Consider the following 13,303-nt stretch of genomic DNA (forward strand, 5'->3'; position numbering starts at 1 on the left):
CTGCAGCGCCGGCCCCGGCCGCCCCGGCGCCCGCTGCGGCGGCTCCCACGCCTGCCCCTGCCGCGCCGATCAACTACCAGGGCAACCCGGACGACTACGTCCGCGAACTCCGCGGCGAGGCGAAGACGCATCGCGAGGCGCGAGAGGCCGCGGAGAAGCTCGTGACGGAACGCGAGCAGGAGAACACCACGCTCGCCGCCGAGCGTGATCAGCTCCGGCGCGAGAACACCGTCATCCTCCGCTCGCAGGAACTCGGAGCGAAGGCCGCCGCACTCCTGGACTCGAAGGAGTTCACCACTGCTTTCGCCGCTATCGACCTCGCGGATGCCGCGGCCGTCGACAAGGCGATCACCGACGCGCTCGAGAGGAACTCGGCGTTCAAAGCAGGACCGATCCTCCCCGGCACAAGCGGTGGCGGGCACCAGGGCGGCGCTGCACCCACCATCAATCCCACCCTCGAGGGCGCCGTCGCGGCGCGCCTCGGAGGCTAGCTCCCCGGAAGGGAGATGAACCATGCCCGTATCCATCGCAGAAGCGAAGAAGAACGCGACCGACGATGTCGACGTGGCGGTGATCGACGAGTTCCGCAAGGAATCCACGGTCATCGACTCGCTGATCTTCGACGACGTCGTGAATCCCGCCGGCGGCGGCGCGACCCTCACGTACGGCTACCGTCGCCTGGCCACACAGCGCAGCGCCGGTTTCCGTGCGCTGAACACCGAGTACACGCCCGAGCACGTCACCACGACCCCGGTCGCCGTGAACCTCGCGCCCCTCGGTGGCTCGTTCGAGGTCGACCGCGTCATCGCGAAGATCGGCCCCGCCGCGTCCGGTGCCGTGTCGCTGAACCTGCAGCAGACAATCAAGGCCACCCGCACCAAGTTCCAGGACGCCGTCATCAACGGTGACGTCGCCACGGACGCGAACGGCTTCGACGGTCTCGACAAGGCCCTCACCGGCTCGAGCACCGAGCTCGGCGTCGGCGAGGTCACCGACTGGTCGGACTTCGACACCAACCCGCGTGCCGAGCACCGCGCGCTCGACAAGATCGACGAGTTCCTCGCCGCTCTCGACGGGACGCCGACGATCATCCTCGGCAACGCGTCCGCGCTCGCCCGCGTACGCGCCGCGGCCCGCCGCGCCGGCCAGTACACCAAGGACCCCGTCGAGGGTCTCCTCGGAGTCAACGGCCGTCCGATCGAGCGTGAGACGTACGGTGGCGTGCTGTTCGCCGACCCGGGCAACAAGCCCGGCACGAACAACCCCATCATCCCGATCCGCTCGGCAACCGTCGGTGGCTCCGCACAGACCGGCCTGACCGACCTGTACGCGTACCGTGTCGGCCTCGACGGCTTCCACGGCGTGTCCATCGTCGGCGGCCAGCTCGTGCAGACCTGGCTCCCCGACTTCACGTCGGCCGGCGCCGTCAAGAAGGGCGAGGTCGAGCTCGGCCCGATCGCCGTCGCTCTCAAGGCCACCAAGGCAGCCGCCGTGCTGCGCAACGTGAAGGTGCGGTGATCATCATGGGCAAGAAGACGAACGTTGAGACGCCCGTCGAGGGCTTCACCGGCCTCGTCGCTGGCGTGCACTTCGTCGACGGCAAGGGCTCCACGGACGACGAGGCGGCCCTCGCCTACTTCGACCGCCAGGGCTACAAGGTCGGCGGCGTCGTGGACGAGGACGTGAAGCGGGACTACCCGCTCGGCGACCCGTCCGACAAGTGGAAGAAGGCGGAACTCCTCGCCTACGCCGCGGACAAGAAGATCGACATCGGCGATGCGAAGACCGTCGAGCAGATCTGGGGCGCGATCAAGCCCGGTGGCACTCCCTACAAGGGTGTCACCGCCCCCGAAGGGAAGGCGCTCGTCACCGACAGCACCGACCCGAAGGACACCGAGGTGAAGGATCAGGCAGACCTGCCGGTCAAGTGACCTCACGACTCCCGGTGCGGCGTGTATCCGCCCGCCGCACCGGGAGCACCACCCGCCCGGGTAGCTCAGAAGGCCAGAGCAGTCGCCTCATAAGCGGCAGGCCGTGGGTTCGACTCCCACTCCGGGCTCCACTCTCACCAAAGGCTGAGGAGGCCACCATGCGTATCACCCATCCCCGCCCCCAGCTGGGCCGTCAGCGTGACCTCGGCCTCGAGTTCCGCGACGGCGTCGCGATCGTCGAGGCGCTGCACCCGGAACGGGAACTCGCACTGCGCCTGCACGGGTACACGATCGAAGCCGACCCCGAGGTCGCGGAACCGTTCCAGGCGGCCGTCGGCGAGCCGATCATCGACCTCACGAAGCTCACCCGCGAGCAGCTGCGCGACCTGCTCCCCGACAACGTCGAGGCACCAGCGAAGACCACGCACGCCGAGCTCGTCGACCTAGTCGTCGCGCTTCGTGCCGAGCCGACCCCCGGCGGCGTCGACAACGGCGATGGCGCCGCCACGACCACCGAGGGCTGACATGGCAATGCGCACCTATGCCACCGAGGCCGACTACGCGAAGTACGCCGAAGACGACTGGGACGGCACATCCGAGACTCTGCTAAAGCGCCTCCGGTCCGCGTCCGTCGAGGTCGAGCGCCTCACGCGCCGCGCCCTCTACGACGTCGACCCGGACGGGTACGCGACAGACACGGACACCGCGGAAGCGTTCACCGAGGCTACGTGCGCGATCGCTGAGTACTGGAGCATCACCAATGATCCGACCGGCGCGGAAGCATCCGCTGGCGCGGTCAAGATCGGCTCCGTGTCGCTCGGCACGACCTCTTCGAACCAGGACGGCCTGACACCGGTGGAGCGGCTGCAGCGCCGCATCGGCTCGAAGGCGCTCGACATCCTCACGAACGCCGGCCTCGTCGGCACCACAGTCGCACACACCTAGGAGGGGCATCATGGTCCGCCTCCGCGCGAAGCACCTCCCACACCGCGTCGACATCACCCCTCACGAGGGCGACGGGGCCGAGGGCGATATCTGGGGCACTCCCCGCGCGGAACGCCCCGCCTACGTCGAACAGAAGACTCGGCTCGTCGTTGATCGGCGGGCGACTTCGCCGACGATCGGGCAGGAGATCACGTCGACCGCGTTCGTCGTCCTGCTCCTCGACGATGACACTCTGCCCCGGTCGCTGGTCACCGCATGGAAGGGCACCCCACGGGAGCGCACGTCCGCAGTTATCGACTCCGCGTACTTCGAGTACCGCGGCACCCCGTCGCACGTCGAACTGTACCTCGAGTAGGAGGCCACCATGCCGGTTCGCGCGAGCGTCTCCATGACGAACAACTTCGGGGCGGTCACGGACGAAATCCGTCACCGCCTGGTGCAGGGCGAGAACAAGGCCGCTGAGCGCGGTGTTGCTCTGTCCGTGGACCTGTCCCCCTGGGACCAGGGCACCCTCGCGGGCGCGCACACCGTCGACCGTGCCACCGATCCCGAGCAGGGCGCTCAGGTGGTCGTCGACACCCCGTATGCCGCCCGGCTGCACGAGCACCCGGAGTACAACTTCTCGACCGATTCGAACCCGAACGCGCAGGGCAAGTGGGTGGAGACAGCGATGCTCGAGAACAAGGGCGAGCTTGGCGACATCATCCGCACGGAGGTGCGCCGTGGCTGACGCTCCTGAGATCGTCCTGAACCGCGCGCTCGCGCAGCTGCTCCACGACCGCGGGCTCGCCGTCTACCAGCCGACCGGGACGCTCCCTGAGCGGGGCATCCGCACGGACGGCGTCATGCCCACCACGGTCGACGAGTTCACTCTTCTGACACCGCTCCGCCCGCTCCCCGAGGGCCGTGCCGACATGACCTACCGGACGCAGGTGTACACGCGACGCAAGGGCTCGGTCCTCATCGCCCGGAACTGGGCCGCGGACCTGCGCGCCGTGCTCGACCAGAAGGAGTACACGCCCGCCGTGCTCGGCATCTCGTGGGCGTTCGAGTTCTCCGGCGACGACCACGAACCGGACTCGCAGGGCCGCTCCGCAGCGGTCGCGACCTACTACTTCCGCGGGCGCCGCCCGTAGAACCGCCGGAACCGCCGGCACTCTCACCCACCGAAGGAGAACGGCCCATGGTCGATCACACCCTCTACGAGACGACGGCGCCCTCGGCGGGTTCCCTCGCGCTCGCTCACCAGAAGATCCTCCGCGTCAAGCAGGCCGGGGTCTTCATGAACATCACCGGCGACATCAACAACCTCGCCGGCAACCCGACCCCGATCACCGTGAACCGTGAGGTGTACGGCACGAAAGGCCGCCAGTCCCAGGACATCATCGGCTACAACTTCGCCCCGTCGTTCTCCGTCGAGGGCGTCCGCGACCCGGCGACAAAGCAGCTCGTCCCGGCGCAGTCGTGGCTCGTCGACCTCCTCAACGCCGCCTACTCGGAGGGCGAGGACAACAAGCGCGAGTTCCAGTGGTTCGACGCGCTCGACCCCCGCCTGCCCGCCTTCGAGGGCAAGTTCTCCGTCGCTGTCGCCGACCTCAACACCGGTTACACCGACAAGGGCGGGTGGACATTCACCCTCACGAACGACGGTGTCGTGGATCGCATCGAGTCGCCGATCGCCTCGGACGGCACTGCCGTCCTCGAGTCGGCGTCACCCGCCGGCCAGGCGCCTGGTGACCTGATCGTCGTTCGCGGCTACGGTCTGTCGACGACGGTCTCCGCGACGATCGACGGTATCGCCGTCGAGGATCTCCGCATCGTGGACGACTACGCCGTGGTGCTGGTCATCCCGGCCGCCGTCGCGGGGTCCGCGCCGATCGTCATCACGAACGACACGGGCGCCTCGGCCGCGCTGCCGTACGCCGCGGCCTGACCGGAAGGAAGCAGGGTTCCTGATGGTCACCGCAACTGAGGTCGGTCGCGACCTGCACCTGACCGTGGAGGGCGTCGCACCGTTCATCGTGCGACCCCTCCCCGGCAGGATCGGGGAGCAGATCACCTCCACCTACCTCAAGTCCGCTGTCGGCGCCGTTGCTACCGAGGAGATGGAGGACGCGTTCCGCATCGCTCTCGACGGGGGCGTGAAGGACGGCGACCGGTTCATCCCCCGCCCCGAGGCCGAGCAGCACAACTACAACCGCATCCAGGACGAGCTCCGCACCGCAGAGGCCGAGTCGATCCTCATGCCTGCGTTCCTCTGGCAGACCGTCCTCGGCCTCGCCGGCGTGAACGCGTTCATCGAGGGCGGTGAAGGCGTCGCCGGCGGGGTAAAAGCCCTGTGGGCGCTGACCGTGCGTTTGGGGATCTCACCCTCGCGGACATCGCCCAGTTCGGCATTGGAAAGCCTGACCCAGCTACAGGCCGGTACCCCGAGTACGTCTTCCCCCCAGGGTGGCGTGAAGCCCGGGAAGCAGCCGCGCGACAGGCAGCCGAAGCAGAGCGGCAGCTGACCGGCGCGACTGCCCGAGACATCTGGTCCCGCGCGCTCCCTCAGCTGTATGGCGAGGTGGAACTCGACCTCGCCCAGCATCACCTGATCACCGACCTTGACCGCGCTCTCGACACGAGGACATGGCACTTCGTCCGCTCCGCCGTGACCCGGCTCATGGACATCGACGCCTGCTGGCTGCGAAGGACGGTGATCGCCGATGTACGACGCCGGAGCGATCGTCTTCAGCATCAGGGCGGCAGGACTCCAGGTCTTCGACCAGGGGATGACGCAGGCTGAGCGCACAGTCTCAAAGATGGGCCAGTCGACCAAGACGGCCGCCGACAAGACCGAGGAGCTCGGCAAGAAGCAGGACAAGACCACCGAGGCCACGCGCCGGCAGAAGAAGGCGCAGCAGGGCGCCGAGGAGCAGGCGCGGAAGCTCGCTGACGCGCAGGACCACGTCGGGAAGGTGCTCGTCACCGCCGGTGCGGCGATCGTCGCGACGACAGCGCTCACCGTCCGTGCGGCCGCGCAATGGGAATCCGCGTGGGCGGGCGTCACGAAGACGGTCGAGGGCACCCCCGAAGAGCTCGACGCCGTCCAGGACGGCCTCCGCGGACTCACCGATGTGCTCCCTGCCTCGCATGACGAGATCGCCGCCGTTGCGGAAGCGGCCGGGCAGCTGGGCGTCAGCACGAAGGACATCGTTGGCTTCACCCGCACGATGATCGACCTCGGCGAGACGACGAACCTCACCTCCGACCAGGCTGCGACATCCCTCGCACAGTTCATGAACATCATGGGCACGGCGGGCGACGACGTCAGTCGACTCGGTGCGACCGTCGTCGCGCTCGGCAACGATGGAGCCTCCACCGAGGCCGACATCGTGTCCACGGCACAGCGGATTGCCGGCTCCGGCAAGCTCGTCGGCGCGACCGAGGGTGAAGTCCTCGCCCTGTCGAACGCGCTCGCGTCGATGGGCGTCACCGCCGAGCTCGGTGGTGGAGTCGCGTCCCGCATCCTGCAGGACATCTACTCCGCCGTCGAGACGGGAGGAGACCGTCTCGAGGCATTCGCTTCCGTCGCCGGCATGTCCGCGCAGGACTTCGCGGCAGCGTTCGAGAAGGACCCGATCCGGGCGATGGGCGCGTTCGCGACCGGCCTGAACGGTGTCGAGCAGTCGGGCGGGAATGTCGTGCAGACGCTCACGGACCTCGGATTCCGCTCCACAGAGGAGCAGCGGGTGCTGCTGCAGCTCAAGTCCGCCGGCGACCTGCTCACCGACTCCCTGGACCTGCAGAACACGGCATGGGACGAGAACACCGCTCTCGTCGACGAAGCAGCGAAGCGATACGACACCGTCGAATCGAAGCTCGGGATCATGCGGAACCGTGTGAACGACGCCGCGATCGACCTCGGGTCCGTGTTCCTGCCTGTGCTCGCCGAGGTCGCCAACGGTGTCGGCGACGTCGCAGACGGTGTTGCATCACTGCCCGCGCCGCTGCAGGAAGCGATCGCAGTCGGCGGGCTCCTCGTGGGCGTTGTTGCGCTCATCGGCGGGACGGCGCTCATCGCCGTTCCGAAGGTGGTCGCGTTCCGTGTGGCGATGTCGGACCTCGGCGTCACCGGGGCGCGGGTGCGGTCCACGCTGGGGCGCACCGCGTCGTTCCTCGGTGGCCCGTGGGGCATCGCGCTGGTCGCTGCGACCGCACTGATGATGACCTACAACCGCGTGATGGAAGAGGGCATCCCTGCGCAGGAAGAGGTCACGAACCAGATCCTCGGTACCGCGGACGCCGCCGACAAGCTCGGCGGCGCGATCCAGAAGAACAAGTTCTTCCCCCAGGTGGACGCCGGCACGATGGACATGCTCCGCGACCTCCCGGCGCTGCTGGACCAGGGCGCCGAGGCGTCCGACAACTGGTTCATCGGACTGATGAAGTCCTCGACTGCCTCTGACAATGCGTTCGAGGCTCTCGACCGCTACGGGGAAGCGCTCGGGGCACTCGTCGCGACAGATCTCCTGACCGCCGCCGCCGGTTTCCGGCAGCTGGTCGACGAGTTCGACCTTACCGACGAGCAGGCTGGCGAGCTCCTGGATCGAATGCCAGAGCTCCGCAACGAGCTCCTCAAGGTCGCGCACGCGGATGGAGAAACCGCCGACGGCACTGCCCTTCTGAACATGCTGCTGGACGAATCCGCCGAGGAGTCGAAGTCTGCCGCCGAGGGCTACATCGAGGCGGCGGGAGGAGCCGACCAGCTGCGCCAGGACCTCGACAAGCTGATCGATCTCCTCAACGAGGCGAACGGGGTCGGACAGGACGCGATCACCGCGAACATCGACTACCGGAACACCCTCGCCGACGTCGATGAGGCCATCGCGAATGCCCGTGCCGGCGTGGAAGGATACGCGATCGGTCTCGACCAGGGGACACAGTCCGGCCGCGACAACATGGGGATGCTCGTCGATCTCGCGAAGGACGCGTGGGACGCCGCCGAGGCACAGTTCGCTCTCGACGGCAACACGGAGTCATATCGTGCGAACCTTGAGGCGTCACGGGCCGAGCTGCTGACCCGCATCGAGGACCTCGGTCTCTCGGGCCAGGCGGCGCAGGATCTCGCTGACCAGATCATGGATATCCCCTCGGAGACCGAGTGGAAGGTCATCGCGGAGACTCAGGCCGCGCAGGTCACGATCGACAACTTCGTCAACCTCAACAACGGGAAGACGATCGGCATCTGGGTCAACCCGCAGGTGCAGTCGATGAACGACTCGTTCTCTGACTGGCTCTCCGCCAACGGCAACGGCTTCACGAACGCGGACGGCAACGTCGTGAAGTACTTCGCGAGCGGCGGCGTCGAGCACCACGTCGCGCAGATCGCGAAAGCGGGCGATGTCCGCGTGTGGGCTGAGGACGAAACCGGCGGGGAGTCGTACATCCCGCACCACCCGTCTAAGCGCGCACGCTCCGACCGCATCATGCACGAAACGGCGCGGATCCTCGGCGGGGAGTACGTGCCCGCTGGCGCCCGCCGCTCCGCCAACGGCGCCATCACGGCCACGGTCCCGGTCCCTCGCGTCGAGGTCATCCTCTCCCCCAAGGGTGACATCGACCTGCTCAAATACATCGACGTCCAGGTCCGTCAGGCCCAGCAACACGCAACTGACACGATGCGAGGAGCGGCGTAATGGAGGCAGGCGCGATCGTTCGCTTCAAGACCGGGGAGACGGACTTCGAGGCGTTTGGTGACCGTTTCCGGGGGCTCGGTTTCCACCTTGTCGACCTGGCAGGATGGACCGAGTCCCCGGAGGTCGTCCGGGAACGGATCAAGCGCCCCACCGCTGACGGCACCTTCCCAACCCCGGTGACGTTCGACGAGCGCACCGTCCGCATGTCCGGGTTCATGGTCGCAGCGAATCACACGAAGCTCGAGCACTCGTCCGCCTGGTTCCGTGGGCTCGCGAAGGCGAGCGGGCAGCTGATCGTCGAGGACGCGTACGGCGAGTTCTGGACGCCCGGGAAGGTCACGGCCGCCCGGTTCGCTAACCACGGGTTCGCGCCGGAAGGGCAGTGGTCGCTTGAGGTCGTGGCGGAGGACCCGCGCAAGTATGGACAGGTCCGCCCGTACCCTGCCGGCACTCCCGCCGTGCACTTCGGCACCTCAGACGCTGTCCCCCGCCTCCTGGTAGGTGCAGGCTCGGGCGGCTACACGGTGACCGGCCCTGGCGGGCGCGTGGTCACCGTGCCGTCGCCGCCGAACGCGGCGCACGTCATCAGCTTCGCCGAGGGCGGCCTGTTCCTCAACGGCGTCCGCCAGGTCGGCGCGATCAGTGTCCTTCAACCGTGGGTGATCCCCGCTGGCATCGAGGGTGTCACGGCGACCATCACCGGCGCACGGACCCTCACTCACGAAGTGACCGACACGTTCTGAGGAGCCGCATGACCGAGTTCCAGGTGACCGTGTGCAGCGGTATCACCGGCGACCGTATCGAGTCGGTGCAGGCACAAGCATTCCCGCACGGGAAGCTGCTCTCGGCCAGCGGCGAGGCGACCGTGTCAATCCACCTGGATGGCAAGATGTCGCCCACGCAGATCGACTCGTTGTTCGAGGAGTGGAAGCACATCATCGTCCTTGAACGCGACGGGGAGGTGAAGTACGGCGGATACATTACCTCGGAGCCCCTGTACACGGATGACTCGTCTATCCTGCAGCTCAAGCTCGTCGACGTGTGGGGCCTCCTCGAACGGCGTTTCGCCGTGGACCACTCAGAACCGCACGTTGAGAAGTGGTCGCAGACGGTCACCGGGAACCGTGCAACCCACCTGAATCAGATCCTTATCTGGGCGCGTGATAGTTACACGGGCACTCCTGCCGCATACTTCCCCATCACAATTCCCGGTGTCAGCGGTGGCGAGATTGTGACCCGCACGTACTACGGCTACCACCTCAATTACGTGGACGAGGCGATCGGGAAGCTACTGGATGAGGGTCTCGACGTCTACTTCGAGCCGACGTGGGTGGCGCCCGGAAGGTTCGGATGGATCACCCACGCAGGCGATGCGTGGACATCGGGGGTGACGCGTGAGTTCTCAGTGACGGCACCGCAATCTCAGGTCGTCAGGTTCGAGCAGCGTCGCGATGGGTCCCGCGTGACCAACAACGCCTCCCGCGTCGGCGAAGGCTCCGAAGTCGACATGCTGACCATCAGCAACCTCGACATGTCATCCGAGCTCCCCCTGCTGGAACGGGTGACAGTGTCGAAGGAAGTCACCTCCGCATCCCAGCTGTCGATCATGGCCGGCGAGGATCTCGTGACGTACCGTTCCGCCACTGTGCAGTGGGATCTCGAGATCCTGTCCACCGCCGGGGTGAACATCGGTGACACCCTGCTGCTCCACTTCTTCGGGCACCGCCGCGTGGCAGACGGATGGCACTCTCGCCGCGTCGTCAAGGTTCAGGCGGGCATGGGCAACATCGACACGATCTCTGTGCAACCGACGGGAGGTGCGTGATGGGTGTCAACCATCTCGGTGAAGGAAGCCAGAGGCAGGAGTATCAGCGCATCTGGCGGGCGATCCGATCCATCTCGAAGGCCACGTTGCAGAACTCCGCGATCGGTCGCGCCGTTCTCCGGTTCTACGCGGGCGGGCGCATCCTCATCGAAGACGGCGGTGGCGTCGAGATCCGCGACTCAGGGTTCATCCTCATCGACGGGGATCTGACCGGTGCGGGCGATTTCGACTGGACCGGAACTCTCAAGCAGACCGGACCATCGACCTTCGAGGGGCCGACCGTGTTCACGGGCACGATCAACGCGACGGGCAACACCGCCTGGGCAGGGACCATGTCAATCGTCGGCGATATCGTCGTCCTGCCTGGTGGGAAGATCCTCGCCGGAAACATGTTGATCGACCCGACGACGAACGGCGGGTCGATCAAGTTCGCAGGCGGCCCGGAGGTCTACGCCTCCGGCTCCAAGCTGTCGCTGTACTCGGGGCTCGGTGCGTTCATCGAGCTCGACGGCGGGATGGCGAAGATCAACGGACCGGGAGCGCGATGGCTTGAGGTGAACAGCTCAGGTTTCCGAATGGTGAACCTTCCCTCGAAGACCTCTGCCTCCGTCGGCGGCCTTCCGGCTGGAGTGGTTCACGCAGATTCGTCCGGCAATCTCTTCCGGATCACGTCCTAGCCGTCGATGAACTCGGGGCATAGGAACATTCGCGCCCCCGTAATGACGATGCTGGAATCCCGGTAGTATCCGCCCCCGTCGCGTTCCTCGCCTTCGATCACCGTCAGATCATCAGCTGGAACCCGCGCCTCGATCTGGTTGCAGCCCTCATGGCCCGCCGCGATGAGATCCGCGTCCGTTGCATTAGGGATCACGTTGTCGGGGCGGAGGTGTTCCCGGACATACGTCACAAACTGCGCCTCGGCGTCTGCGCCCTCCGTGCCGTCCTCAGCATCGAGCGGCGCCGCCGTGGGGCTTTCAGCGGCGAGCGGCGCTGCGGTCTCGCTCGCCGTTCGGAGGGTGTCGGAGGTCGCGTTGCCGACAGACTCGCTGCACCCGGCGAGGACGAGCAGCGCTGCGAGGGCGAGTGCTGCGGTGCCGAGGCGAGCGTTCATGACGGGTTCTCCTTCGAAGCGAGTGTGGCGTGGAGCTTGACGACGCCTTGGCGCGTCATGTGCAGCGCGTCCGCGATGGCGGCCCACGTGGCTTTCTCCTGTCGCGCCCGTTCGATGAGCGCTGGGCGATTCTCCCATGCATCTCCGAGGTGGCGTAGTTCCGTCAGCGCGTCCATCCCACGATGGTAACTGAGTTTACATCCGGTCGGCAAGGTCCGGCTCACAACAGGAGGAGGCTCGACATGCTCTGGCCCGACGGCACCACCGAACGTCCTCGCGTATCGAGCACGTTCGGTCCTCGCCCGAACGTGGGCGCGTTCAGCTTTCACTACGGAACCGACCTGATCGGCTACAGCACCGTCCGCGCGGCGGGCGCCGGCAAGGTGACCTTCGCCGGGTGGATGAACAACGCCGCCGGGAACACCGTACTGATCGACCACGGCGGCGGGGTCACAGAGGTTCACATGCACCTTGCCAGCTTCGTCGTGAGGCGAGGCGACCGCGTCGACCCTGGCGACCCGCTCGGACGCATGGGCCGCACCGGCAACGCGTCCGGCAACTGCGACCACTTCGAGATCCGCATCAACGGCAAGTCCGTCGACCCGATGGCCTACACCGCAGCACGCGTCACCGGCACCCCCGCCGGCGGCAGCACGATCGACCCGAGTCCCGAGGAGGACGACATGTTCACTGACCAGGACCGCCAGCGTCTCGATGCGGCGTACGCCGCCCTGTTCGGCCCGGAGAACCTCAAGGTCCGGAAGATGAACTGGGCCAGCCCGGATGGGAATCGGGAGGCCTTCTATGGTCTCCTCGACATCTCCATCTACACGCAGCAGCTCGTCATGACTCAGACCGGCCAGATCGCCGCCCTCGCCGCGGCCGTGGCGCAGCTGAAGAGCGGCGGCACGATCGACATGAAAGCGCTCGAGGACGTCGCGACGCGAGCCTCGAAGGAGGCGTTGCGCGGCCTCGTGCTCACCGCCGACGTCGACAGCTGATGCTCGCTCGCGTAGCCGGGGGAGGTGCGCATGGGTGAGGAGCTCCCACCGTCCCTGTTCAATATCCTGCGCAGCGACCTCCGGGACACGCGCGCCGAGATCAACGGCCGCCTCGACGGGCTCTCGCGTGACATGGTCACCGCGTCGATGCTCGCGCAGGTCCAGGCGAACCAGAAGGAGCGCGACGACCGGCAGGATGCGCGCCTTCGCGACCTCGAAGAGGCCGACACCGAGCGCGAGAAGGAAGCTCGCCGCATTGCGGAGGAGCAGCGGAAGACCCGCGCACAGCAGATGTTTTCCATCGGCCTCGCCGGCTTCAGCGCCGTGCTCGCGCTCATCGGCGGCATCGTCGTCTGGACCGTCACGGCCGGGCTGCAGCAGATCGCAGGAGGTTGAGCATGTTCTCGACGAAGATGTGGACCGTCGGCTACAAGGTCATGGGCGCGCTCATTGTGGTGCTCGTGCTCGGCGCGATTGTCCTGGTCTCCCTGAACAACGCGCAGCTGCGCGCCGAGAACCAGGACATGTACGCCGACCTGCAGGCGTCGCAGGCCAACGCGCAGAGCCTGTACGAGCAGTTGCTCGCCGAGGGCGTCGAGCCGGAGGGAGAAGCGCCCGCCGAGGTCGTCCCCGGACCCGCCGGTGATCCCGGTCCACGCGGACCGTCTGGCCCTGCAGGCGATGACGGCCAGCCCGGCGCGGCAGGTCTCCCCGGTGCACCCGGCGCGGAGGGTGACACCGGCGACCCCGGACCGCAGGGCACACCGGGAGCCACCGGCCCCAAGGGCGACACGGGCCCCGCCGGACCC

17 protein-coding genes, 1 tRNA gene and 2 pseudogenes are annotated in these 13,303 nt (G+C 67.2%); 18 read left to right on the forward strand and 2 right to left on the reverse strand.

The features are described from left to right. The 15 genes and pseudogenes from DW309_RS19550 to DW309_RS10375 all read left to right on the forward strand — a co-directional run. Positions 1-491, forward strand: a pseudogene (locus tag DW309_RS19550) (hypothetical protein); the annotation flags it as partial. A 22-nt stretch (positions 492-513) separates the two neighbouring features. Beyond that, positions 514-1,518, forward strand: a complete 1,005-nt coding sequence (locus tag DW309_RS10310) for a major capsid protein (RefSeq protein WP_136045320.1) — start codon at positions 514-516, stop codon at positions 1,516-1,518. 5 nt (positions 1,519-1,523) lie between these two features. Further along, the gene (locus tag DW309_RS10315) at positions 1,524-1,931 is read left to right on the forward strand and encodes a hypothetical protein (protein WP_136045321.1); all 408 of its coding nucleotides are present in this window, start codon (positions 1,524-1,526) and stop codon (positions 1,929-1,931) included. Between the two features lie 54 nt (positions 1,932-1,985). Continuing rightward, a tRNA-Met gene (locus DW309_RS10320) sits at positions 1,986-2,062 on the forward strand. A gap of 27 nt (positions 2,063-2,089) precedes the next feature. Beyond that, positions 2,090-2,455, forward strand: a complete 366-nt coding sequence (locus DW309_RS10325; RefSeq protein ID WP_136045322.1) for a hypothetical protein — start codon at positions 2,090-2,092, stop codon at positions 2,453-2,455. A gap of 1 nt (position 2,456) precedes the next feature. Beyond that, positions 2,457-2,876 carry a hypothetical protein gene (locus DW309_RS10330; protein ID WP_136045323.1) on the forward strand — a complete coding sequence of 140 codons (420 nt, stop codon included), beginning with the start codon at positions 2,457-2,459 and terminating at the stop codon, positions 2,874-2,876. Between the two features lie 10 nt (positions 2,877-2,886). After that, positions 2,887-3,231, forward strand: a complete 345-nt coding sequence (locus DW309_RS10335; RefSeq protein ID WP_136045324.1) for a hypothetical protein — start codon at positions 2,887-2,889, stop codon at positions 3,229-3,231. 9 nt (positions 3,232-3,240) lie between these two features. Continuing rightward, complete coding sequence (locus tag DW309_RS10340) at positions 3,241-3,606, forward strand: hypothetical protein (RefSeq protein WP_136045325.1); 366 nt, start codon at positions 3,241-3,243, stop codon at positions 3,604-3,606. Next, positions 3,599-4,012, forward strand: a complete 414-nt coding sequence (locus DW309_RS10345; RefSeq protein ID WP_136045326.1) for a hypothetical protein — start codon at positions 3,599-3,601, stop codon at positions 4,010-4,012. Before DW309_RS10340 ends, DW309_RS10345 begins: the two co-directional genes overlap by 8 nt. 47 nt (positions 4,013-4,059) lie before the next feature. After that, complete coding sequence (locus DW309_RS10350) at positions 4,060-4,809, forward strand: phage tail tube protein (RefSeq protein WP_136045327.1); 750 nt, start codon at positions 4,060-4,062, stop codon at positions 4,807-4,809. Between the two features lie 22 nt (positions 4,810-4,831). Then, the gene (locus DW309_RS10355; RefSeq protein ID WP_136045328.1) at positions 4,832-5,386 is read left to right on the forward strand and encodes a hypothetical protein; all 555 of its coding nucleotides are present in this window, start codon (positions 4,832-4,834) and stop codon (positions 5,384-5,386) included. A gap of 198 nt (positions 5,387-5,584) precedes the next feature. Next, positions 5,585-8,557 carry a phage tail tape measure protein gene (locus tag DW309_RS10360; RefSeq protein ID WP_136045329.1) on the forward strand — a complete coding sequence of 991 codons (2,973 nt, stop codon included), beginning with the start codon at positions 5,585-5,587 and terminating at the stop codon, positions 8,555-8,557. Continuing rightward, positions 8,557-9,300, forward strand: coding sequence for a phage tail family protein (locus DW309_RS10365; RefSeq protein ID WP_136045330.1), 744 nt, complete (start codon positions 8,557-8,559; stop codon positions 9,298-9,300). Before DW309_RS10360 ends, DW309_RS10365 begins: the two co-directional genes overlap by 1 nt. A gap of 8 nt (positions 9,301-9,308) precedes the next feature. Further along, positions 9,309-10,382 (forward strand): hypothetical protein, encoded by a 1,074-nt coding sequence (locus tag DW309_RS10370; protein ID WP_136045331.1) that lies wholly within the window; start codon positions 9,309-9,311, stop codon positions 10,380-10,382. Positions 10,383-10,468: 86 nt separating this feature from the next. Then, positions 10,469-11,059, forward strand: a complete 591-nt coding sequence (locus DW309_RS10375; RefSeq protein ID WP_136045332.1) for a hypothetical protein — start codon at positions 10,469-10,471, stop codon at positions 11,057-11,059. Here the strand turns inward: DW309_RS10375 and DW309_RS10380 are convergent. After that, the gene (locus DW309_RS10380; protein ID WP_136045333.1) at positions 11,056-11,493 is read right to left on the reverse strand and encodes a DUF732 domain-containing protein; all 438 of its coding nucleotides are present in this window, start codon (positions 11,491-11,493) and stop codon (positions 11,056-11,058) included. The two genes, DW309_RS10375 and DW309_RS10380, sit on opposite strands and share 4 nt — an antisense overlap. Next, complete coding sequence (locus tag DW309_RS10385) at positions 11,490-11,669, reverse strand: helix-turn-helix domain-containing protein (protein WP_136045334.1); 180 nt, start codon at positions 11,667-11,669, stop codon at positions 11,490-11,492. The genes DW309_RS10380 and DW309_RS10385 overlap by 4 nt, the downstream gene beginning before the upstream one ends. A gap of 66 nt (positions 11,670-11,735) precedes the next feature. Here DW309_RS10385 and DW309_RS10390 point away from each other — a divergent pair, with 66 nt between their 5' ends. The 3 genes and pseudogenes from DW309_RS10390 to DW309_RS10400 form a co-directional block, all read left to right on the forward strand. Then, entirely contained in the window at positions 11,736-12,494 is a 759-nt protein-coding gene (locus tag DW309_RS10390; RefSeq protein ID WP_168387242.1) for a M23 family metallopeptidase, read from the forward strand. A 30-nt stretch (positions 12,495-12,524) separates the two neighbouring features. Beyond that, positions 12,525-12,890, forward strand: a complete 366-nt coding sequence (locus DW309_RS10395; RefSeq protein ID WP_136045336.1) for a hypothetical protein — start codon at positions 12,525-12,527, stop codon at positions 12,888-12,890. A 2-nt stretch (positions 12,891-12,892) separates the two neighbouring features. Continuing rightward, positions 12,893-13,303, forward strand: a pseudogene (locus tag DW309_RS10400) (hypothetical protein); the annotation flags it as partial.

Origin of the sequence: Microbacterium sp. K41 (assembly GCF_004794395.1) — a bacterium.
Taxonomy (GTDB): domain Bacteria; phylum Actinomycetota; class Actinomycetes; order Actinomycetales; family Microbacteriaceae; genus Microbacterium; species Microbacterium sufflavum.

Coding starts and splice junctions, on each gene's coding strand:
- DW309_RS10310 (WP_136045320.1), top strand. CDS start 514: ATGCCCGTATCCATCGCAGAAGCGAAGAAGAACGCGACCGACGATGTC.
- DW309_RS10315 (WP_136045321.1), top strand. CDS start 1,524: ATGGGCAAGAAGACGAACGTTGAGACGCCCGTCGAGGGCTTCACCGGC.
- DW309_RS10325 (WP_136045322.1), top strand. CDS start 2,090: ATGCGTATCACCCATCCCCGCCCCCAGCTGGGCCGTCAGCGTGACCTC.
- DW309_RS10330 (WP_136045323.1), top strand. CDS start 2,457: ATGGCAATGCGCACCTATGCCACCGAGGCCGACTACGCGAAGTACGCC.
- DW309_RS10335 (WP_136045324.1), top strand. CDS start 2,887: ATGGTCCGCCTCCGCGCGAAGCACCTCCCACACCGCGTCGACATCACC.
- DW309_RS10340 (WP_136045325.1), top strand. CDS start 3,241: ATGCCGGTTCGCGCGAGCGTCTCCATGACGAACAACTTCGGGGCGGTC.
- DW309_RS10350 (WP_136045327.1), top strand. CDS start 4,060: ATGGTCGATCACACCCTCTACGAGACGACGGCGCCCTCGGCGGGTTCC.
- DW309_RS10355 (WP_136045328.1), top strand. CDS start 4,832: ATGGTCACCGCAACTGAGGTCGGTCGCGACCTGCACCTGACCGTGGAG.
- DW309_RS10360 (WP_136045329.1), top strand. CDS start 5,585: ATGTACGACGCCGGAGCGATCGTCTTCAGCATCAGGGCGGCAGGACTC.
- DW309_RS10365 (WP_136045330.1), top strand. CDS start 8,557: ATGGAGGCAGGCGCGATCGTTCGCTTCAAGACCGGGGAGACGGACTTC.
- DW309_RS10370 (WP_136045331.1), top strand. CDS start 9,309: ATGACCGAGTTCCAGGTGACCGTGTGCAGCGGTATCACCGGCGACCGT.
- DW309_RS10380 (WP_136045333.1), bottom strand. CDS start 11,493: ATGAACGCTCGCCTCGGCACCGCAGCACTCGCCCTCGCAGCGCTGCTC.
- DW309_RS10385 (WP_136045334.1), bottom strand. CDS start 11,669: ATGGACGCGCTGACGGAACTACGCCACCTCGGAGATGCATGGGAGAAT.
- DW309_RS10390 (WP_168387242.1), top strand. CDS start 11,736: ATGCTCTGGCCCGACGGCACCACCGAACGTCCTCGCGTATCGAGCACG.
- DW309_RS10395 (WP_136045336.1), top strand. CDS start 12,525: ATGGGTGAGGAGCTCCCACCGTCCCTGTTCAATATCCTGCGCAGCGAC.